This window comes from Chimaeribacter californicus (assembly GCF_002858675.1).
Taxonomy (GTDB): domain Bacteria; phylum Pseudomonadota; class Gammaproteobacteria; order Enterobacterales; family Enterobacteriaceae; genus Chimaeribacter; species Chimaeribacter californicus.
The window spans coordinates 298,167-318,661 of the sequence record NZ_PJZF01000001.1; the positions used below are offsets into that span (position 1 = coordinate 298,167).

15 protein-coding genes are annotated in these 20,495 nt (G+C 61.2%); 5 read left to right on the forward strand and 10 right to left on the reverse strand.

Annotated features, from left to right (window positions below; translation table 11 throughout):
* Positions 1 to 21: 21 nt before the first annotated feature.
* The 3 genes from CYR55_RS01405 to yddG form a co-directional block, all read right to left on the reverse strand.
* Positions 22 to 1,176, reverse strand: coding sequence for an acyltransferase family protein (locus tag CYR55_RS01405; RefSeq protein WP_101814376.1), 1,155 nt, complete (start codon positions 1,174 to 1,176; stop codon positions 22 to 24).
* Between the two features lie 173 nt (positions 1,177 to 1,349).
* On the reverse strand, positions 1,350 to 2,480 hold the full coding sequence (locus CYR55_RS01410; protein ID WP_165699504.1) for an acyltransferase family protein: 1,131 nt from the start codon (positions 2,478 to 2,480) through the stop codon (positions 1,350 to 1,352).
* 653 nt (positions 2,481 to 3,133) lie between these two features.
* Positions 3,134 to 4,033 carry an aromatic amino acid DMT transporter YddG gene (gene yddG, locus CYR55_RS01415; RefSeq protein WP_101814378.1) on the reverse strand — a complete coding sequence of 300 codons (900 nt, stop codon included), beginning with the start codon at positions 4,031 to 4,033 and terminating at the stop codon, positions 3,134 to 3,136.
* A gap of 127 nt (positions 4,034 to 4,160) precedes the next feature.
* Between yddG and CYR55_RS01420 the strand changes: the two genes are divergently transcribed.
* A complete protein-coding gene (locus CYR55_RS01420) occupies positions 4,161 to 4,715 on the forward strand; it encodes a sugar O-acetyltransferase (protein WP_101814379.1) in 555 nt (184 codons plus the stop codon).
* 10 nt (positions 4,716 to 4,725) lie between these two features.
* Here CYR55_RS01420 and CYR55_RS01425 read toward each other — a convergent pair whose 3' ends face one another.
* Positions 4,726 to 5,601, reverse strand: a complete 876-nt coding sequence (locus CYR55_RS01425; RefSeq protein ID WP_101814380.1) for an NAD(P)-dependent oxidoreductase — start codon at positions 5,599 to 5,601, stop codon at positions 4,726 to 4,728.
* Between the two features lie 512 nt (positions 5,602 to 6,113).
* Between CYR55_RS01425 and CYR55_RS01430 the strand changes: the two genes are divergently transcribed.
* The 4 genes from CYR55_RS01430 (at position 6,114) to CYR55_RS01445 (ending at position 12,853) form a co-directional block, all read left to right on the forward strand.
* Positions 6,114 to 8,846: a WG repeat-containing protein gene (locus tag CYR55_RS01430; protein WP_101814381.1), complete on the forward strand. Its 2,733-nt coding sequence runs from the start codon at positions 6,114 to 6,116 to the stop codon at positions 8,844 to 8,846.
* A complete protein-coding gene (locus tag CYR55_RS01435) occupies positions 8,843 to 11,746 on the forward strand; it encodes a WG repeat-containing protein (protein ID WP_101814382.1) in 2,904 nt (967 codons plus the stop codon). The genes CYR55_RS01430 and CYR55_RS01435 overlap by 4 nt, the downstream gene beginning before the upstream one ends.
* An 86-nt stretch (positions 11,747 to 11,832) precedes the next feature.
* The gene (locus CYR55_RS01440) at positions 11,833 to 12,222 is read left to right on the forward strand and encodes an ASCH domain-containing protein (RefSeq protein ID WP_101814383.1); all 390 of its coding nucleotides are present in this window, start codon (positions 11,833 to 11,835) and stop codon (positions 12,220 to 12,222) included.
* Positions 12,209 to 12,853, forward strand: coding sequence for a hypothetical protein (locus CYR55_RS01445; protein WP_241522054.1), 645 nt, complete (start codon positions 12,209 to 12,211; stop codon positions 12,851 to 12,853). The genes CYR55_RS01440 and CYR55_RS01445 overlap by 14 nt, the downstream gene beginning before the upstream one ends.
* Before the next feature lie 729 nt (positions 12,854 to 13,582).
* On the opposite strand, the gene CYR55_RS01450 is transcribed toward CYR55_RS01445, so the two are convergent.
* The 6 genes from CYR55_RS01450 to CYR55_RS01475 all read right to left on the reverse strand — a co-directional run bounded on the left by CYR55_RS01450 (position 13,583) and on the right by CYR55_RS01475 (position 20,479).
* A complete protein-coding gene (locus tag CYR55_RS01450) occupies positions 13,583 to 13,828 on the reverse strand; it encodes a DUF1480 family protein (protein ID WP_101814385.1) in 246 nt (81 codons plus the stop codon).
* Positions 13,829 to 13,940: 112 nt separating this feature from the next.
* Positions 13,941 to 15,293, reverse strand: a complete 1,353-nt coding sequence (locus CYR55_RS01455) for a sensor domain-containing diguanylate cyclase (RefSeq protein WP_241522055.1) — start codon at positions 15,291 to 15,293, stop codon at positions 13,941 to 13,943.
* 55 nt (positions 15,294 to 15,348) lie between these two features.
* Complete coding sequence (locus tag CYR55_RS01460) at positions 15,349 to 16,302, reverse strand: Csu type fimbrial protein (protein ID WP_101814387.1); 954 nt, start codon at positions 16,300 to 16,302, stop codon at positions 15,349 to 15,351.
* A 35-nt stretch (positions 16,303 to 16,337) separates the two neighbouring features.
* Entirely contained in the window at positions 16,338 to 18,713 is a 2,376-nt protein-coding gene (locus CYR55_RS01465) for a fimbria/pilus outer membrane usher protein (RefSeq protein WP_101814388.1), read from the reverse strand.
* A gap of 405 nt (positions 18,714 to 19,118) precedes the next feature.
* Positions 19,119 to 19,883 (reverse strand): fimbrial biogenesis chaperone, encoded by a 765-nt coding sequence (locus tag CYR55_RS01470; RefSeq protein ID WP_101814389.1) that lies wholly within the window; start codon positions 19,881 to 19,883, stop codon positions 19,119 to 19,121.
* A gap of 38 nt (positions 19,884 to 19,921) precedes the next feature.
* Complete coding sequence (locus tag CYR55_RS01475) at positions 19,922 to 20,479, reverse strand: Csu type fimbrial protein (RefSeq protein ID WP_101814390.1); 558 nt, start codon at positions 20,477 to 20,479, stop codon at positions 19,922 to 19,924.
* Between the last annotated feature and the right edge of the window lie 16 nt (positions 20,480 to 20,495).

Sequence of the window (20,495 nt, forward strand, 5' to 3'; positions counted from 1 at the left end):
GTTGCCCGGCCGCGGCGGGTATCAGGCCAGCGGCTCAATGCGGGGTTCTGCTTTGTTCTGCTTCAGCACATATTTCCCCAGCTTAATGCCCGGTTTTTCCACACCTTTATAGAGCAGCATGGCCAGCAGATATGTCACCGGCAAGCAGAGCGCGGCAACTTCCAGGAACCGCAGCACGGCGCTCTGCTGTGCCAGCGCCGTGTGGCTCAGCAACAGGCCGCAGGCCGGGATCACAATCAGCAGGTGCAGCATATACACCGAATAGGAGACGTCGCCGAGGAAGGTACTGAAGCGCAAGGTAAGAAGGCGCTTAGGCAAGGCCATGATGTTTGCCATCATACTGCCGGCGCGGAATTTCCACAGGATGGCGGCCATCAGCAGGATCATGATGGCTTCCACGCCGATACGCACCTTATGCCAGCCGATGGTCAGGAAAATACTGATGACCGGTGCCAGCAGTGCCAGCAGCAGGTAACGTACCTGCATACGCCGCACGGCTTCGGAGATTAACATCCCGGCCACAAACATATGCAGCTTCAGGAAAATCAGCGACGGCATTTTAAACGCGTCCACATAGGCCGGCAGGGCAAATTTCAGCGCAATACCGGCCAGCATCAGCACCAGGCAGGTTGCGGGGTAACCGAAACGCATAATGGCCAGCATGATGAAGGGGAACAGGGCGTAGTACTGCATCTCCAGCCCGATGCTCCAGTCCGGCAGCACGGTATTAAACGCGTAGTGCGGCAGGAAACCAAACAGGAACAGCACATGGGTTGCCAGGTTACCGAATGACTGATCCGCGTAACGAGACACCTCGGTAGCCGTGGCCGGGTAGAACGACGAAATAACGTTGCGCATCTCCCCGAAGTAGGGGCCGAAGCCAATCGCCACCACCAGCAGCACATAGTAGAGCGGCGCGATACGGAAATAGCGCCGTAACCAGAATTTTTTAAAGGTGGCGGCGTCGGTCCAGGGTTCTGCGTCACGGCGCTCCTGATAGTTTTTCGCCATCAGGAAGCCGGAAAGCAGGATAAACAGGTCAACGCCCATACTGGGGTCTGAGAGCAGGGGGAAAGAGAAGTTTATCAAAATGCAGATGTGGCCCAGCAAAACCCACAGAGAGGCCAGGCCCCGCAGACCTTCCAGTTCCGGGGACCAGTTCTTTGGTGCTTTCATACTGCGTTCCTTTACATTGGCTGACAAATTAGGCAAACGCATGAATGTAAACATACTGAGATTACAAATATTTAAGAATTGTCATAAAAAGGTGAGGAATCAGAAAAGCCTCAGAGTGGGACGCGGGCAAAAAAAAGGCCCCCGGAGGGGCCAGTCAGAAGGGGATATTATTATTATTTTTCAGCACGTCGGAGGGCATAACTCTGGGTGAGTGACCGGCCAATCTGTTGCCAGTGCTTCTCAATACGTCGGTTGGTGATGCCGGCAACAAAGATAACCAATGCCAGGATCGCCAGCAGCGCCACGTTGTTCATCAATGCGCTGCCGAAATCGAGGTACCGCTTGTCACCGACCATCGGCGCAATGTGCCAGCCCGTGACTTTTTGCATTACGATCATCAGTGAAATCAAGCAGAAAAGGATGGCTGCATGCGTCATATAGATGGAATAGGAGAGCACCCCCATCCGCAGGAAAAACGGCCGTTTCATCAGTTGCGATACCGCGCCCTGCTCAAGGGAGAAGGTAAATACGCAGAGGCAAAACAGCAGAATACAGGTCAGGGTTTTTTCCGGCACCGGCAGGGCGACTACCGTAATCGCCGCCACCAGCACCACGATCTCCACCAGGGAGGCGAGGGTATAACTCAGGTTAATGTTATCCGCCACGCGGCGATAAAGGGCATACGTCAGTGACCCGCCAAAGAAGCAGCTTAACCCGCGCAGTACCTCTTCCGTCAGGCCATGGTGGTTAGTCAGCAGCAGGTAGAGCGCTGACAGGGAAAGGGCGGCCCATGCCAGGTATTTGCCGGCCCCGCGCAGCATCGTCAGCGCAAAGAAAATCATATACATGTAATACTCAACGCTGATGCTCCAGGCCGGGAAGTTATAGCTGAGCGGGTTGGTCAGCGTTGTCCAGGACTGCACCAGAACCAGGTTAGGCAGGATCTCATGCGGTGCGGTCACGCCGGTAAAGGGAACGCTGTTAAACATGAACCCTTTTTTATAGGCCAGCCACTTCCCGACTTCCAGCAGGATAAACACGCCGAGCATAAACACATGCAGCGGGAAAATCCTGAAGGTGCGGGATATAAAAAAGTCCTTAAAGCGAAGGCCGCTTTTAAATCCATACCCATGAGCCAGCACAAACCCGCTCAATACAAAGAAAAAATCTACCAGCAGGTGACTGCCGCGAAAGAAAGAGAGTTCGGTCAGGCTGCCTGCCATATTCACGTGATAGATAACCACCGATATGGCACACAGGCCACGAAAGCTGTCCAGCGCATCGAAGCGCTTATTTACTGCCATGATAAATTCCTCGCCTGAGTTAACCCATAAAAGTGTAAAGATTTCCATTTGCGGCGCAATAGCGGGTTTCTTTAATTAAGTCGATAAAAATAAAACCAATCTTAAATAAGAATCATCTTAAATTTTAATTTAGGTAAATTGCTACTAATATCAATAGAATAACTAATATTCAAGAATGAATACTTAATAAGTAAACACATGTTGTCTGAAAAATCCGGGCTAATTTTTAGGATAATTACGCAACGGATTTTTTGGAGGGGATTAATTGCAATGTAACTGCTTTTTAGCCATCAGGCACGGTGAAATAAGGTGAAATATTTATGTAAGCAATGCATTGATGATAAATATATATCACTGATAGTAATGATGTGGACTAAATTCATATTAATAATAACCAGATAGCGCATTATTCCTGCCATTTACACCGGCAGGTGTCAGACCACAAATGTTTTATATTTCTTATCAATTCAGGTTAACCGGAATACCATGGTGAAGCATTCTGCCTTTATGGCACAGCCGCACGCCTGAGTGGAACGTCAGGATTATTGATATAAAGAGTCTCAGGCGAACGCCGGAAAAGAGGGCTGTCGGGAAATACCCGCCAGGGTGGGCCGCTAATCAATTGCAATAACAAGCAGTAAGCGGCATTAACTTCAGGCGGTGGCCCGCCAGCAGATCAGCGACCCGGCGGTCACCATCACCACCCCTTGCCAGAACCCTATGCCCGGCACCAGCCCCAGCCAGAAACAGGAGACCAGCGCCGACAAGACCGGCGTGAAATAGGAGGCGGTAGCCAGCAGCGTCAGGTTGCCATGCTGGATGCCGGTATTCCAGCAACTGTAGGCAGTCGCGGTGGCGGCCCCCAACAGCAGCAGTTGCCAGGTTCCGCTGAAGGTCATGTGCCATTCAGGTTCCTGGGTAAAGGCATATTTCAGCCACAACACCAGCGCGGTGCCGAGGAAAAACAGCGTCACGCCACTCTTGCCGCCGCCATCACGCCGCGCCACGGTGCAATAGGTGGCCCACAACAGCGCGGCCAGCAGCGCCAGCCCATACGCCACCGGGTTATCCATGATATTCGCCAGCATCTGCTGCGGTGAGCCGTTGCCGTCACCTTTCATGACCCAGACGACCCCGGCGAAAGAGAGCAGCGCGCCGGGCCATAGCCAGAAACGGGTGCGCTGGCCGCTGAACAGCACCGCGAACACCAGCGTCAGGCAGGGCCAGAGGTAGTTGATCATGCCGATCTCCAGTGACTGGCTGCGGCTGTGCGCCATGCCGATCGCCAGCGCCAGCAGCGCCTCATAGGCGATAAACAGCGAACCACCCAGCCAGAGGTAACGGCGCGGCAGCTCCCTGGGGCGCGGCCAGCCTTTCACCGCGACCAGCAACAGCGCACTGACGCTGTAGATCAATGCTGCACCGGAGGTGGTGCCGAGCTGTTCTGTGACGCTGCGGATCAGCCCCACGGCCATGCTCCAGAGCAGGATCGCAATCAGGCCAATCAGCGTCGCGCGCGGCGGCGTCAGTGCGGGAGAGGGCAGGGTTTTCATCGGCGGCATCCTTGTCATTGGGCAGGGCACTGTAGCCTGCACATTTCCGGCGGGTCAAGCTGCCGGCATGACAGCCGCTGTGTTACCGGTTATAACAGCGAAACCTTTATCACGTGGAGTAACAAGGATGAGAACGGAAAAAGAGAAGATGCTGGCGGGGGAACCCTATCAGGCCTGTGACCCGGTACTGTCGCAGGATCGCAAACGGGCGAAAAAGGCCTGCCAGCAGATCAACCAGCACGATACGGACGATCTGGCCGGGCGCGAGGCATTGCTGGCCGTGTTGATTCGTTTTGACGGGAAATTCTGGATCGAGCCGCCGCTGTATGTGGATTATGGTTACAACATACAAATAGGTGACAACTTCTACGCCAACCACGGGCTGACCATCCTGGACGGCGCGCCCGTTATCATCGGGAAAAATGTGTTTATCGCGCCCAATGTAGTGATCGCCACTGCCGGGCACCCGCTGGATAAGACGCGGCGCGCCACCGGCGAAGAGTACGTCAAACCGATTACGATTGGGGATGATGTCTGGCTGGGTGCCCATGTTACCCTCTGCCCCGGCGTGACCCTCGGCAATAACGTGGTGGTGGGGGCAGGCAGTGTGGTGGTGCATGACCTGCCGGACAACAGTGTCTGTGTCGGGACACCTGCCCGGCCGGTGAAGTCCCTGGCGTAAGGGCGCGCCGCTATTTCAGGCCGGCGCGGCGGGTTGCGACCGTTGCCAGCCCTGACCAGTCGAGCTGGCCGTCACCCTGGGCGACGGCATCCAGGAAGTTATCTTTCAGCACCCCGGCAAACGGCAGCGGGGTATGGCTCTGGTTACCCGCCTCCAGGGCCAGATTGACATCCTTCAGGCCCAGCGTCAGCTTGAAGCCGGCCGGGGAGTAGCGCTGTTCGGCAATCATGCCGCCATAGTTTTTGTAGGCCGGGCAGTTAAACAGCGTGCCGGAGAGCATCGCCAGAAAATCGGGGGCTGCCACACCGTGGTTTCTTACCAGGGCCGCCCCTTCCGCCATGGTTTCAATGGCGCTGGCCAGGGTAAAGTTGGCGGCAATTTTCACCACGTTAGCCTGCTCGGGCTGCTCGCCGAAATGCCAGGTTTTCTGCCCCATCACGTCAAACAACGGCTGCACCCGCGCCAGTGCAGCGGCATCGCCCGCGGCCAGAATATTCAGGTTACCGGCTGCCGCAACGTCAATCCGCCCCAGTACCGGCGCCGCCACATAACTGATGCCGCGCGCCTGGTGCAGCGCTGCCAGCTCCTGCGCCAGCGCCACGGAAATGGTGGCCATATTGACATGCACCGCCCCCGGCACCAGCTGGCCCAGCAGGCCGCTCTCCACCACCACTGACCAGGTGGCCGCGTCATCCGCCAGCATGGTAATCAGCACATCGACATTGGCGAGCTCCGTGGGGTCGTCAGCCTGCGTCGCCCCTTGGGCAGCCAGTGCTTCAGCCGCCTGCGGGCTGCGGTTCCACACCACCAGAAAATGCCCCGCATCCAGAATGTTTTTTGCCATGGCGCTGCCCATTGCGCCCAGCCCTGCGAATCCAACTTTCATCTTCTTCTCCTTGCCCATTCATTTGCTGAGGTAACGGATCTGATGTCCTGTTGTTTTAAACATAGCAGGCGGAACAACAGCCTTCGTACCGATTTTCCTCAGTAAAGTGAAAAAACCATGTAAGAAGGTAATCATTCAGGGCGGAGGCCGGGGGGCAAAAGAGGGTAAATAGTCCGAAAGGGGGGCGTAAAGCGCCGGCATAACCGCTTGACAGAGTGGCCGGTTTTTAAAAATTCTGCGCCTATGTTATAAACGCTGCGGTTATCACATGCATAAAAGCATGGCCATGCAGCATTGACCTGCTGGCCCGATAACCAATTACATTTTGTTGCTTATTTGTCCGGCACGTTGAGGCTGATTCCGGCAGTAGCCGGGCAACCAGGGCGGACACCAGAACCGCAACGGCGTATGCGTGCAGACTCCGCCGACCGTTGCAGCGCAATGATGTACCGGCGTAAGGCCGGTGCGGAATACGCTACACTTTTACCTACTTTTGCCAGAAAGGGAATCGGATGCATCACGCCGAACATTTTACCCGCGCAGGGGCACTCAGCGCGTTGGCACTGGCGATTAACGCCATTTTTCTGTTTCCGGCCAGCGCCGATCAAAGCTGGCTACAAGGTTGTGGGGCGGTGCAGGGTGAGCACGCCTGTCAGCAGCCTTTCCAGCAGGGGCTGTCACCGGTGCTGCTCGGCAGTGGAAAAGAGAAGCAAGGCAGCTGGGGCTTCATGGACACCGCCGGCCACGTGGTGATTGCGCCTGCCTACAGCGCGGCCCAGGGCTTCGTCAACGGGCTGGCCGCGGTCGCGCAGGACGGCAAATATGGTTACATCGACCAGCGCGGCAACGCGGTGATCCCGCCGCGCTTCAGCCGGGCGACCCCGTTTAATGCCGAAGGCACGGCGCTGGTGGAAGTAGATGACCGGCTGGCACTGATCGACAAGCAGGGCGCGGTGATTCACACCCTGCCGTTTGCCGCCAGCCTCGGCACCCCCGGTTTTGTGGATGGCCAGTCCCTGGCCAGCGTGCAGATGCAGATTGCCCCGGCGCTGTGGCAGGCCAGTACCGGCCGCGCCCTGGCGCTGCCGGATGACGTCATGGCGCTGGATGCCCCGCAATCCGGCCTGACCCCGGCCCAGAAGCGTGATTCCCGCACCAGCGGTTACTGGGGCTACCTGGATGATGCCGGCAACTGGGCAATCGACCCGATGACCATCAAGAGCCGCACGCTGCCGCTGCTTAACGGCGCCATGCTGGCGGTACAGGGCAAAACTGGCTGGGCCTTTATTGACCGCCAGGGCGTGACCCGCAGCAAACAAACCTATAAAGCCGTCACCGCGTTGCCGGACGGTAACTGGCTGGTAACGACCCAGGAGGGCGCGCGCCAGCTGCTGAATGAGGCGCTGGAGAAACAGCAGGATCTGCCGGCCGGGCTGGAGGAGACATTACACCCCTGGCACCAGTGGTGGGTAGGCACCAGCAATGACGGCGTGGTGATGATTGGGCCGCACAACAGCGTGCAGGTGATCAAGGCGGATAAGGCGCGGCTCGACATCCAGCCGCAGGCGCTGTGGATTACGCAGGGCAAAGAGAACCCGCGCATTGTACAGATCGTGGACAGCCACGGTGTCAGCCTGCTTTCTGAGGCCACCCTTAAGGCACTGGAGGGCTATCAGGTGAAACCGCTTGGCGGCCAGCCGGCGATGGATGACACCCAGGCGGAGCAGCGCCTGCCGCTGGCAGTGCTGATCGCAACCGACAAAAAACAGCCCCCGGCGCTGCTGACCGCGCACGGTGAAATCTTCTCGGATCCGCAGTGGGCAAGCGTGGAGAATGACACCACCGCGCCGTTGCGCATCCGTACCCAGACGCAGAAAATGGGCGCAGTAGACGCCAACGGCCAGTGGGTTATCCCGCCGCAGTTTGAGGAAATCCAGCCATTCAGCGGCCCTTACAGCTGGGCCACCGTCACCGACGGCAAAACCAGCAGCCAGCGCATCATTGATCGCAGCGGCACGGTAATGGACGTCCCGACCCGTACCCTGCAAATGGCAAAAGGGCTGTCCGGCGGCCTGTTGCAGACGGTGGCCGGTGAAGGCGCGCAACAGCGCTGGGGCGTGTGGGACATCGCGGGTAAACGTGAGGTTATCGCCCCGGTGTATGACCAGATTGACCCGTTCACCGCAGGCTATGCGCCGGCACGCAGCGACAAAGCGTGGGGTGTGATTAACGCGGCCGGTCACTGGGCCATTGCCCCGGATGCCCAACAGAGCGAGAAGCCGCTGGCGATGGGCAATGGCCTCTATCTGCAAACCTTCGGTAATGACGGTGCACGCCGCTACCGGCTGGTAAACGCGGAGAACGGCCAGCCGCTGGCGGATAACCTGCTGGAAAAACCGCGCGCGGTGGGCGAAGGGCACTGGCTGGTGAAACCGGCGGAAGGCGGCGTGGCGCTGCTGGACAGCGAAGGCCGCCCGGTGATGGAAAAAGCCGTTCCGGTAGAGAATGCCACGATTGAGGGTGACCGGGTGCTGCTTAATTTCGGCCAGCGTTTCGGGGCAATCAATGCCCAGGGCGAATGGCAGGTGCCGCCTGTCTACACTGCGCCGCTGACCTTCACCGGCCCGCGCCAGTGGGCGGTTGCCCAGCGCGATCAGCGCACCACGCTGATTGACAGCCACGGCGGCCAGCCGATCCCAGATGCCACCAGCGCCGTGCCGCTGGTGGGCATGGTACGGGTAGCAGACACCGACCCGGCCGCCCAGCAAAGCGTACTGCGTGACTTCAGCGGCCGGGAGATCCAGCGGTTCGCCGGGCTGGACAGCCTGGTCACCTCTGCCGCCTCTGAAGGGCTGGTGCCGCTGCGCGGTGCCGATAACCGCTACGGCTTTGTGAATGCCGAGGGCAAAACCGTGGTCGCGACCTATTTTGACCAGCTGGGGCCGATGAAAGAGGGCCGCGCCAGGGCAGTGAAGCGGGCCACCTTTGGGCTGCTGAACGGCTACATTGATAAGACCGGCCGTTTTGTCATCAAACCGGCCTACAGTGACGCAGGGGATTTCAGCGATCACCGCGCCTGGGTAGTACACAAGGGCGTGACCAAGCTGATTGATCCCAACGGCAAGGTGCAGGCACAGCTGATCGTGCGTTGCAACCAGCGTATCGTGACCGATGCCAAAGGCCGCCCGGTGTGGCCGGCCAAGGCAGTGACCTGTGCGGGCACTCCGCAGGGAGCCGGAAAATGAAACCAGCCTTCTGCCGGGCCTGGCGGCAAGGCGGCGTAGTGACCCTGCTGGCGTTATGCCAGCATGCGTACGCCGCGGCGGAAACGCCATGCAGCAGCCCGGTGCAGGAGAGTACCCAGGCAGAGGCCAGGGCGCGCGCCGCCCTGCCGCAAGCCATTAATCTTTGCATCCGCGATGTGCATCAGGGGCGGGCCGCGGTGCTGTTGCCGGCTGCCGATCTGCCGGTGGATGATGCCGCCCTCGCGCCCGGCCTGAGCGGCCACCGCTGGGGCTTTCTGGACAGCACCGGGCAACTGGCGATCCGCCCGGTGTTTGACCAGGTCAGTGACTATCATCACGATCTGGCCGCCGCCAGCCAGAAGGGCAAGTGGGGGTATATTGACCTCAGCGGCAAGTGGGCGATTGCGCCGCAGTTCGACAGCGCCGCGGATTTCACCCAGCCCGGCGTGGCGGTGGTGAGCCGCGACGGCCGCCCGCTGCTGATTAACCGCAGTGGGGCGCCGCTCGGCCAGCCCTTTGACGACCTGGTGGAGAGCGTTTCGTTACAGGACGGAACGCCGCTCCAGATCCGCCTCACGTACCGCACCGTGTTTATATCGCCGGACGGCCAGCGCCATTTCGCCCGTGACCAGATGGAGATTGTGCAGCCCTTTGGTGATGAGGGGCTGTTTATTGCCCGTAACAGTGAAAACCGTTACGGCATTGCCGATCCCAGCCTGACGTGGCGGATCGCGCCACAGTTCAGCGCCATTACCGTGCCGCCACAGGGGCACGGGCTGGCGCGGGCAGAGGGGGCAGGCGGCATCACCTTTATCCGCGCAGACGGCTCGCTGGTGGGGAAAACCTACCGTGCGGCTGAGCCGTTGACCCGCGACATCTGGCAGGCCACGCAGGCTGACGGCCGGATTGATCTGCTCGACAGCAGCGGCAATGTGATGCGCACCCTGCCGGAGGGCGCGGTATCCGCCCTGAGCATCCATGACCGTGCGGTACTGGAACGCGGCAAGGGGCCGGTGAGCCTCTATCTGGACGGCCGGCAGGCCCCGGTTTCGCTGCCGCAGGGCAGTACTCTCGATGAACGGGACACCTTGCCCTATCTGGTGACGCTGGCGGGGCCGGGCGGGAAAATCAGCGGCGTGATCGCGCCGGACGGTACCCTGCTGGCCAACGCGGCCTGGCTTGGGCAGGCTGCTTCAGCGGAGTTGATTAATGGCCGCCTCTGGCTGCGCGATGCGCGCGGCAAGTTGCTGAACGTTATCGATCCGCAGGGCAAAGCGTTGCTGAACGCCCGCACGCTGGAGGCCCTTGACGGCCACCCGTTGCAGCCGCTTTATGGCAATGACCGCACCCAGCGGTCGGTACAGCCGGATTTACCGCTGGCCCGGCTGGATCCGGTGGCTGACGGTGAGGGGAACGCCGGGCTGTTGCGGGCTGACGGTTCCCTGCTGCAACAGGTGTCCTGGTTGTCTGTGAGTCTGGCGGACGGCGCAGATGCCGGGGCCGATGCAGGCGCGCCGTTGCAATTTATTGTCACCACCCAGGAGGGCATGGGGCTGGTGGACAGCCAGGGGCAGCAGCGGTTGCCGTTTGGTGAAGAGAATATCTCCTCGTTCGTGCAGGGTTACGCGTTCGTTTACCGCGACGGCACGCTGAGCGCGCTGGATCATCAGGGCAAACGCTACGCACTGCCGGATGAAGTGCAGATAGAGTCCATTGGCGGTGGCTGGTTCCGTTTCCGTGATGCTGCCGCAGAAGATGCCCCGTGGGGGATTTTCGACGCGCTGGCGCAGCGGGTAGTGGCGGCACCGGTTTACCGCCAGGTCGGCCTTTACGCCAACGGGCAGGCGGATGTGCAGCAACCGAATGGTCGCTGGGGGGTGATCAACAGCCAGAACAGCTGGGTGATCGCGCCGGACTATGCGGCCCTGGCGCGCATTAACCCGGCGCTGTGGTTTGCCACCTTGCCCGCACCGGCAGGCAGTGACGCTGCCACCACCCGCGCCGTGATCGGCGCTGACGGGCAGCCGCGTGTGCCGCCTACCAGCGGGCTGACGCAGGAGCACTTCAGTGACGGCCGCATTCTGGCGAGTGCGCCGGACGGGCAGTCATGGTTGTTGTCGGCGGAGGGCAACCCCGAGCTGAACGAACAGGACACCACTATCCGGGCGCTGGGCGACTGGGTGAAGCTCTCCCGTCTCCCGCAGGAGGGCTACCTTAACGCGCAGGGCAGCTGGCAGATTGCCGCCGACGGGCGCGGCGCGGGCAGTGCCTTTATCAACGGCCGCGCGCTGCGGGCGCAGGGCCAGCTGACCGAGGTGGTGGATGCACAAGGTACCCGTGTCGGTACCTTACCGGGCGGGCAGTGGTACTGGCCCGCCGCCAGTGAGATGAGTTTCAGTATTCTCGACAATGGCGGGCAGGCCACGACCCGCTATGCTGACACTAACGGCCGCCTGGCGTTGACGGTCACCGGGCAGGGCAGCCGGATGACCGGTGGCCGGGCCGTGCTGGCGGTAAAACCCGGTGATATGGGCTGGATCGATGCCAAAGGGCAGCCATTGGGCGCGCTGCATTATCAGGATCTCGGCCTGCCGGTGGACGGGCTGGCGTTTGCCAAAACCGCCGGCCATTACGGTTTTGTCGATGCGCAGGGCAATTTTGTGATCCCGCCGGTGTTTGATGCGGTTTCTCCGTTTGAGGGTGGGGCGGCCATCGTGTCAGATGACACGGCCTCCATGATGATTGACTCCAGCGGGAAGTTGCTGGCACGGGTAGGGCGTGAGTGCGGGGTGCAGGTGTTATATGGCCGCGGCAGTGAGCGCCAGTGGCCATTGACGCTGCCGGTGCGCTGCGGCGGTACGCCGCCGGATGCGGGCACGCCGGAACCTGTCACGCCATAGAGATATGTTATGCCCGGTCAGGCACCGGGTTTCACCAAACAGAACAGGCCCGGCCGGGTGCCGGGCAGGTAAAAGTGAGCGAAATAATGAAAACATTGCCGGAGAAGTATCAGGATCTTGAGCGTTGGGCCTTCGCGGATAACGAAGCGCAGGCGGACGCGCTGGCGCAGCGGGTGGTAGAGGGCACAAAAACCGCCACCTGTGCAGCGCTGGACGATGAGGGTGTGCCGCAGGTTGGCGATCAGTTTTTGATCGTGGACGGGCGTAATCAGCCGGTATGTGCCGTTGAGCTGACGGCGACCGATCTGGTGCCGTTTGATCAGGTGCCGGAATCCCACGCCAAAGCGGAAAACGAGGGGGACGGTACGCTGGCCAACTGGCGTCAGCAGCAGCAGGCATTTTTTGAGGAGTATGAGATGTTCTCCCCACAGATGACGCTGGTGCTGATGAATTTCCGCGTGATTGAGACGTTCTGAGGCAGTGGTGTTACCGGGCCGCATTCCCTATTTCAGCCAGTGGGAATCCCCAACGGAGGCCGCCGCCCTGATTGACGGGCGCCGGTCTCTGGCCGATGTTACGGACTGGGCGGCTTCCGGCGCGCAGTCGCAGGCGGAGTTTATTGAGTGGGCGAACCATCTCTGCGGGATGTGTTGTCTGAAGATGGCGCTGGCCGCCAGCGGCCACCCTCCGCCGCCGCTGTTGCCGCTGACGCGCGCGAGCCTGCCGTACGGCACCTATGTGCGTGAGGGCGAGGCAATCCGCGGGCTGATTTATGCGCCTTTTGTGGCGTACGTGCAGGAAGCCTGGGCGATGGCTGCGGCGGTCACCACCGGTATTACCGCCGAGGAGATAGCGCCGCTGCTCACCCGTTATACGTGGTTTATCGCTTCTGTTCACCCGTCTATCCGCCAGCCGGAGCGCGACCCGCCCCACACCGGCGGCCATCTGGTGCTGGTTTCTGCTGCTGACGATCGACACATCACCTTCCATAACCCGTCTGGCGATCGCCCGGAAACCCAGTCCTACGTTACGCTGCCGCTCACCATCTTCGCCCGCTTCTTCGCCGGCCGCGGCATCGCGCTCTCCGCACCTGCTTCAGAGAAGTAAAACATCTTCAGTTCCGCTTTTGCACCCGGCGGAAACGTAAAATCATTGCCGAATGGAGCCGCAGGCCCGGCAAAGCACTCAGAACGCCCAAAACCCCCCGCCTATTCTTTCCTTACATACTTAAAAATTTGCAGAAGTGGTGGGGGCATAAAAATCATTGCCGAGTGGAGCCGCAGGGCCGGGCAACACTCAGAACGCCCAAACCCCCCCACCTATCCTTTCCTTACATACTTAAAAATTTGCAGAAATGGTGGGGGCGTAAAAATCATTGCCGAGTGGAGCCGCAGGGCCGGGCGAGCACACAAGGATGTGTGCGAGAGTCGCAGCCACGCCGGGAGCGTGTCTGCGGCGGCCCGATCAGCCCGGAGGCGAAAATGAGGGCCACCCGCGAGAGCGGGCAATGATTCAGCCAGGGCACCGAACGTGCGCGGGTGCAGGGCGAGCGCACCGGCGCGCCCTGCTCGGTTGAGGCTTCGGGGGCCGGGCAGCCAACCACACATGAACAACCGAAACAATCCCCCGATGAAGTTCATTACAACATACTTAGCATCCGCACAGCTTAGACCCAGCCAGCCACGCAAATAACCAATTTCATTACAACATACAAAAGAGATTTCATTACAACATACTTAATATCCCACACGTGAAGCCCGGCAAACCGGGCAACCAACCGCACATCAACAACCGAAACCCTCCACGCGCCCCCAGGGCAGGCCGAACGCCCCCGCGCTAACGCTCTAACCGCATCACCCACACATCCCCCGCTTTATCATAATGTTGCTTATAGAGTATCGACTGCTGCCCATCGAGCGTCGCCGGAATACTGGTGTGATCGTCCCAGCCATCAAGCTGCATGCACAATTCCGGGTCAGATTTACAGGGAATGCGCAGCGTAAGGCTGCCGGACTCATCCGGCGCTGAACGCTCTGCGTCATCAATCTCATAACTGCCAATTTTTACCGTGGTTTTGCTCATGATGCGATCCTCTGTGGCTGACGAGTGAGGTATGACCAGTTCGGCCCCCCTCTGTTGAGCGTAGCCGAGCCGGATAAAATTGCCAGCAATGGCGGGCGCAACCGGCAGGCGATCAACGAGGCGATAAGCGGGGTGTGACCGCCATCATCGTTACCTGATTACGTCCATGGTTTTTGGCAAGGTAGAGCGCCTCATCGGCGGCGTTGAGAATGTCCGCCTGCTCGATCTCATCCTCGCTGCCTGCCGGGCAGTAAGTGGCGGTGCCGAGGCTGATGGTGACGCTGCCGAATTCGCTGCCCTGATGGCGGATGCCCAGCGCGCGAACTGCCTCCATCAATTGCCGGGCCACCACCTGCGCGCCGCCCGGATCGGTATCCGGCAGAATGGCGGCAAACTCCTCGCCGCCAAAACGGGTGACCACATCAGTGCTGCGCTTCAGCGCACGGCGCAGGGTGCGGGCCACCAGCCGCAAACAGGCATCCCCCGACGGGTGGCCGTAGTGGTCATTAAACGCTTTGAAGTAGTCGATATCGATCATAATCAGTGACAGCGGAGCGCGGGCGCGCCGGGCGCGCATAAATTCATGCCCCAGCACTTTTTTAAACTCGCGCCGGTTGGGCAGCCGGGTCAGCGCGTCGGTATGCGCCTGAATCTCCAGGCGGCGGTTGGCCTTCACTAGTTTCAGTTCCAGCAGCTTGCGCTCGTGGATATCCTCAGCGGTACCGTACCAGCGCATGATCTGGCCTTCCGGCGAATAGCGTGCGGCGGCGCGCAGGCGCATCCAGTTCCAGCCGCGCTCTACGTGGCAGAAGCGTACCTCCATATCGAGCGGCAGGCCGGTTTTCAAACTGTTCTCCCAGCTCTCCAGGGCGCGGCGGCGATCCTCGCTGTGAATCGCCTCTACCCACCGGTCACCCAACACATCCTGCTGCGGCAGACCGGTGATGCGCTGAAAGCGGCTGCTGACATCAGTAAGCCGGCCGTCCGGGTCAGAGGTCCAGGGAATTTGCGGGTTCAGCTCCACCATATTGCGGTAGTGCTCCTGGCTTTCACGCAGCGCCCGTTCCATCTGCTTCATCGTTGTGAGATCAATCATCGCCAGCGACAGGCCGCTCACCTCCCCGCAGGCATCCCGTGCCGGTTGGATACGGATAAAATAGACCCGGTCATCCAGGCTGAACTCCCTGTCCGGCAATACCTGGCGGCGGGCAGCATGCGCCAGCGCCTCACTGACCAGCGGGCGGAAAGACGGGATAAACTCCCCAACCTCGTGGCCGGCCATGAGGGCAGGCGGTATCCCGAGGATCGCCGCCATCGCGTCGTTGACCGTCACATAACGGAAGGCAAGATCAATAAAGCAGAGTCCGACCGGGGCACTGGCATACATGGATTCCAGCTGGAACAGGCGCTGGCTGTCCGTTTCACGCAGGAGGGCCTGGTTCTCTTTAGGGTCATCATGTCGCATGATGCGCTCTCCAAAACGGGAAGTCGGCGGCTCACGGCCTGTTGCCGCCATATACTCAATATTCCAGCACCAGGCTGACGGTGTCATTGTAGCTGCCGGCCGGTTGTGCCAGCTGGGCGGTGTTGACACGCACCACATAAGAGAGGCTTTGGCTCAGGCCGCTGCCTATGCCGGTGAGCTTGCTGTTACTGTCCCAGACGGTGGTGCCGTTGGCCTGGTAAATCTGGTACTGAATGTAGTTGCTGGTGGTGCCGTTGCGCATCCGCCGCCACGGGCTGCCGTAGTTATTGCCGTTGGTAAAGTACGTTTTATACCCCTCGGTTTTGGTGCAGGTCAGGGTCACGCTCTGGGTGACGGCACTGAACTGGCTGACCAGAGCCATGCTGCCGAGGTTGACATTGGGGGTGCTGTTGATGGCGCAATCTTTGGTGATAATGGCGGTCACCGTCACCGCTGCCACGCCGGTGCCGGTCCAGGCGTTCAGGCAGGCACCCACGAGTCCCACTACACAAACGGAGTAGGTCCAGCTGATATTAATCACATCAGTATAGGTGCCGGAGCGCACATTGGCCCCGGCAGTGGTGCGGATGTAGATCGGCACGACAACGTTGGTGGACTGGAACAGCGCCTGCAGCAGGCCCAGGCTGCCGTAGTCCATGGTCTGGCCGGTGCTGAAGGCGTATTGGTAGTTGGCGTCCGGGTAGATCAGGTAGGGAATGGTGTCCCCGGAGCCATCCGTATTGGCCAGCCGCATGGCGTTGGTGGTGGACTGAATGGTGCCGCGCACCGTGTTGTTGGTCAGCAGGTTCAGGGTCACGCCGCTGCAACTCAGCCCGCCGGTGCCCTGCACACGGAATTGGGTGGTGTAGGCGGTAAATGAACTCTGGGTGCCGAGGTTAACCGAGCCGTTGCCGATGGCGCATTCAGCCTGCGCCCCGCCGGACAGCAGCATTAACCCGAGCAGCAGCCATGCGGCGGTGCAGGGGGGAAAACGTCTTCCTGTGTTCATCTCTGGCTCCTGTGAAAGGGGGGCAGCAAACAGCATTAAGGGCGGCATACCAGCGGCCCCAGGTTATGGATGCCCTGTGGGCGCGGCACCCGCACGGTAACCCGGCAGACTGAACCGTCATCTGCACGGGTGATGGTCAGCAGATTCTCCCGCTGAACCTCCTCCAGCCACACCAGGCCATCCCAGCCGACGTAACTTTTTTGCGCTGACCCGGCGAGGCTGACCGGGCTGCCGTTAGGCAGCGGCTGGCCGTCGGGGCCGACCAGCGTCAGGTTGGCGGAGGAGAGCGTTTTTACCGGGAAGGTGATCAACAGCCCGCTGTCACGGCGGATGGCGCGCGTCTGTTCCACCGTCGGGGTGCTGACCTCCGCCGGCAGGTTAAGCGGGTCTATCTGGAAACGGGCATGGTAGAACGAGGTCACCGAAGGCACCAGCAGGTAGCCCCGCTCGTCGGTTTCACCGATGCGCTGGTTCTCATAAGAGACCGGGATGCCGCCATAGCCGCTGGTGGAGATCAGCGCAAAGGCGTCGTTAACCTGATTGGCGGCGTAGACCCGGCCTGCCATCGCCACCAGTGACCCGCTGACTTGCCCCCAGCGGCTGAACCGGCCGCGGCTGCCGTATACGCCGCCACGCGTTTCCAGATGATCACCGCGCCAGCTCAGGTCAGCCTGCTGGTATTGGCTGTTGCTGACCTGCCCATCGGCGTAGGCGAGGTTCCAGCCGAAACCGCCGTCAGTCGGGATGGCGCGGCTGTAGGTGGCGCGCCCGTTCCACTGGTTGTCAGTATCGCGGGTGGCGCTGAAGCTGGCGGTACCTGCGTCCCCGAAGGGAATGCTTAACATCAGTTGGGCATTAAACCCCTCGCCGCCGATGGCCCGGTTGGCGGTGGCGTAAAAGGTACTGTTGCCCCACAGGCTTTTGCTGTAGCTAAGGTTAACCAGCCGCGTCCGGCGGCCCAGCGCATCGCGCACGTCAAAGTAGCCGCTGCCGAGGGTGCCGAACCGCCCAAGGCTGATGCTGCCGGTGAGCTGGTCACTGCGGCGGCTCAGGCGCGAGCGGGTATTATAGTTGGAGAGATCGGCGTAGCGTTCACTGCGCAAAATGCGCTGGGCATTCAGGCTGAAGAGGGTCGTGCTGTAGGCGTAACCCAGCGAGACCTGATTGCCGCGGCCACCTTCCGGGGGCGGGGTGAAGCCGGTGCTGTAATCGGTAATGGGGCCGCTGACGTCGCTGTCACCGAGGCCCGCCCCGGTGCGGTTGCCGAGGGCCTGCGCGGCCTGCTCCGACTGGTCGAAGGCATCATTACGGCTGCTGCTGCCGCTCCAGGCCAGGTTCAGCACGCCAAGCCGGCCAAGCCGCACCCCGGCCCCGGCACCGCCCACCGCCATGCCGGGCGCGCCTTCGGCCTGCGCCTCCAGCGTCAGCCAGTCCGTCAGGCCATGGCGCACCAGGCCGCTGGCCGCCGGCTCGCCGTAATCGGCAGAGCGGATGCCGTAATTCTGGCGGATTGCCCCGGCGCTGACGCTGTAGTCCGTCAGGCCCGCCTGCAACAGCTCGCTGGCGACGTAGAAGGGCACCACGGTGGAGACCTGCCGCCCGAGGGCATCGGTAGTCACTACCGTGGCCTCGCCCGCGCCGCTGACAAAGGGCACGCTGTCGATGGTAAAGGGGCCGGGGTTCACCTGGCTGCTGTTGGTTTTATAACTGTTGATATAGAGATCGACCGTGCTCGGCACCGCCGCCTGCCCGGCAAACGCCGGCAACGGATAGGTAATCAGGTCAGGGCGGGTGGAGAAATTGCGCGACACCTGAAGCCCGCCAAGCCGGACGGCGCTGCTCCAGGGCAGGGCACCGGTGATCACATCCCCGGCGCTGTAACTCATCATGTTGACGTCATCGTTATATTGCCACTGGGTGTCATAGCGGATGTAGCGGTTCTCCGCCGCCACACCCTGGGCAGACCCGAGATCGCGCCGGTAGAGGCCGTTATTGACAAACGCGCCAAAGCCGCCGAACAGCCGCTGTTCGGTCCAGGCGGAGACGTAGCCGTGTGACTGGGCATCCGGTGTCTGGTTGGCGTACACCTCATAATTAAACAGCAGGCCGGTGCTGCTCTCCGCCGGCAGGAAATTCTCCGCCGGGCCTTCGCCGACGCGCTGTTCCGGCAGCCAGTCGCCCGGCACCGTGATTAACAGTTGCTGGGTTTCCCCGCTATACGCGACCTGCAAACGGCTGTCGATCCGGTCAACCGCCACGGGCTGGCTGCCGCCTTGTTGCAACGGCACCCCGGCGCTGCGCAGCTGGTCGGGCGTCAGGTAGTAGTGGCCGCCCCGGTATTCGACCGGCAGCACCTGGCCGCCCGGCTGCCCGTTCACCACAATTTCCAGGTAGAGCACGGTGTCCGGCATCGCGGGTACTGCCCCCGGCGGCGGGGGCAAGCCGGACGAAGAGACACCCTCCGGTGACGGAGAACCGGGGGCAACGGCTGCCGCCGGGGGCGGAGGAAGCTCAGACGCAGCGGCACTCTCCAGAGGCGGAGCAGGTTCAGCCGCCGTCGCCGGAGGCGAGGGAAGGGCATACGTGGCGGCAATCTCCGAAGGCGAAGGCGGCGTAGGGTCAGCCGCCTCAGCGGCTTCCTCCGTCTGCACAGGGGAGATGGGCACAGCTGCCGCCGGGGGCGCGGGAAGATCCTCAGCCCCGGCCCGGAGGCTGAGCAGTATCAGTACCGTCAATAACGGCAGCAGCCCATTATGCCGAGGAGACATCAGCGCCTCCTGCCGGGCGCGGTGTGCGCAATCACCCCGGAACGCCGGTCAGTAGGCAGGGATCGTGACAGGCTGCGGGTTGTCATTGACCGTCGCCTCCAGCCGGGTAGCCCCGCCCACGGTCTGTTTCAGCGGGAAACGCATCTCCTGCCCCGGCAGCACATACCCCAGCAACCCCTCACTCAGGGACGTGCGGCGTGACCCAGACAGCCAGGAAACGCGGGAGATGCGGGCATGCACCGCCCCCTGGTTACGCACCATCAGCCAGGCTTTGCCCTGGGCGGAAACGGCACGGAACTGGAGCACCGGCTGGGCGGCACCGGCATAATCGCGCGGGTGTTCATAGTCCTGCTTGGTCCAGATCCCCGGGCCGCTGACGAACAGCGGCACCGAATAGCGCATCTGGAATTTTAACCCCAGGCTGTTGGTTTCCGGGGCAGCGTCACCCTGCGGCACTTCATCCACCAGGATACGGTAAGCCCGCTCCTGACCCGCCGGCACCTGGCTGTTTCTCACCAGCCGTACTAGCTGGCGTTTACCAGGGGCGATCGAGGCCACCGGCGGGCTGGGGATCACCCCGGTCTGGCTGTCATAACGATCCTCGCCATTTCCTTGCCGCCAGCTGAGGATGCGCACCTGAAGGTAGACCGGTTTGCTGTCACGGTTCTCCAGCCAGAGCGCGGAGGCCTGCTGGGAAGATTCAATCACCGGATCAATGGGCCAAATCAGGATAGCGGCGGCGGCCTGCGCCGTCGCGCTGAGGAAGGGGGAGAGCAGTACGCACCACAGGGGTGCCCATACCGGTAACTTCATGCCAAATATCCTTTTCACATTATCTCAAGAGGTCAACATCAATACGTCACAGTGACCAGCACGCTGTCGCTGTAGTTGCCCGCGCTGGGCATGGCACTGGCAGTCAGCACCCGGGCGTAAATCTTGTACTCCTGTACCGCGCCGGTGGCGCTGAGCACCAGGGTGGTGCCACCGTTGCTGCCGTTGCCCCACACGGTGGTGCGCGCGGCATTCTGGTAAAGCTGATAGGCCAGGGTTTCACTGGTCGCGGTGTTGATCATCCGGCGACCGGCTGAAATGGAACCACTGACGTTATTGCCGTTGCCCAGAGCCAGTGTCACCGGCGCGCCGGGGGTGCACTTCAGCACGATCGACCCGGTGCCCTGGCTGGAGACCGCATCCACCGGCACATCCAGTGACGAAATAGTGCCGAAACTCAGTGTCCCGAAAGTGGTGACATCCGCACTGCCGCTGCCCAGCACACAGCCGTTCACCAGCGTGGCGCTCAGGGTAAACGCCTGGCTTTTGCTCAGATCATCTACCCCGGTATCCGCCCCGGCTGAGGGCGTCAGCAGCAGGGCGATGGCCGTCAACCCGGCCGGGATTGTCCATCGCATCAAGGCGGCGCTCTCC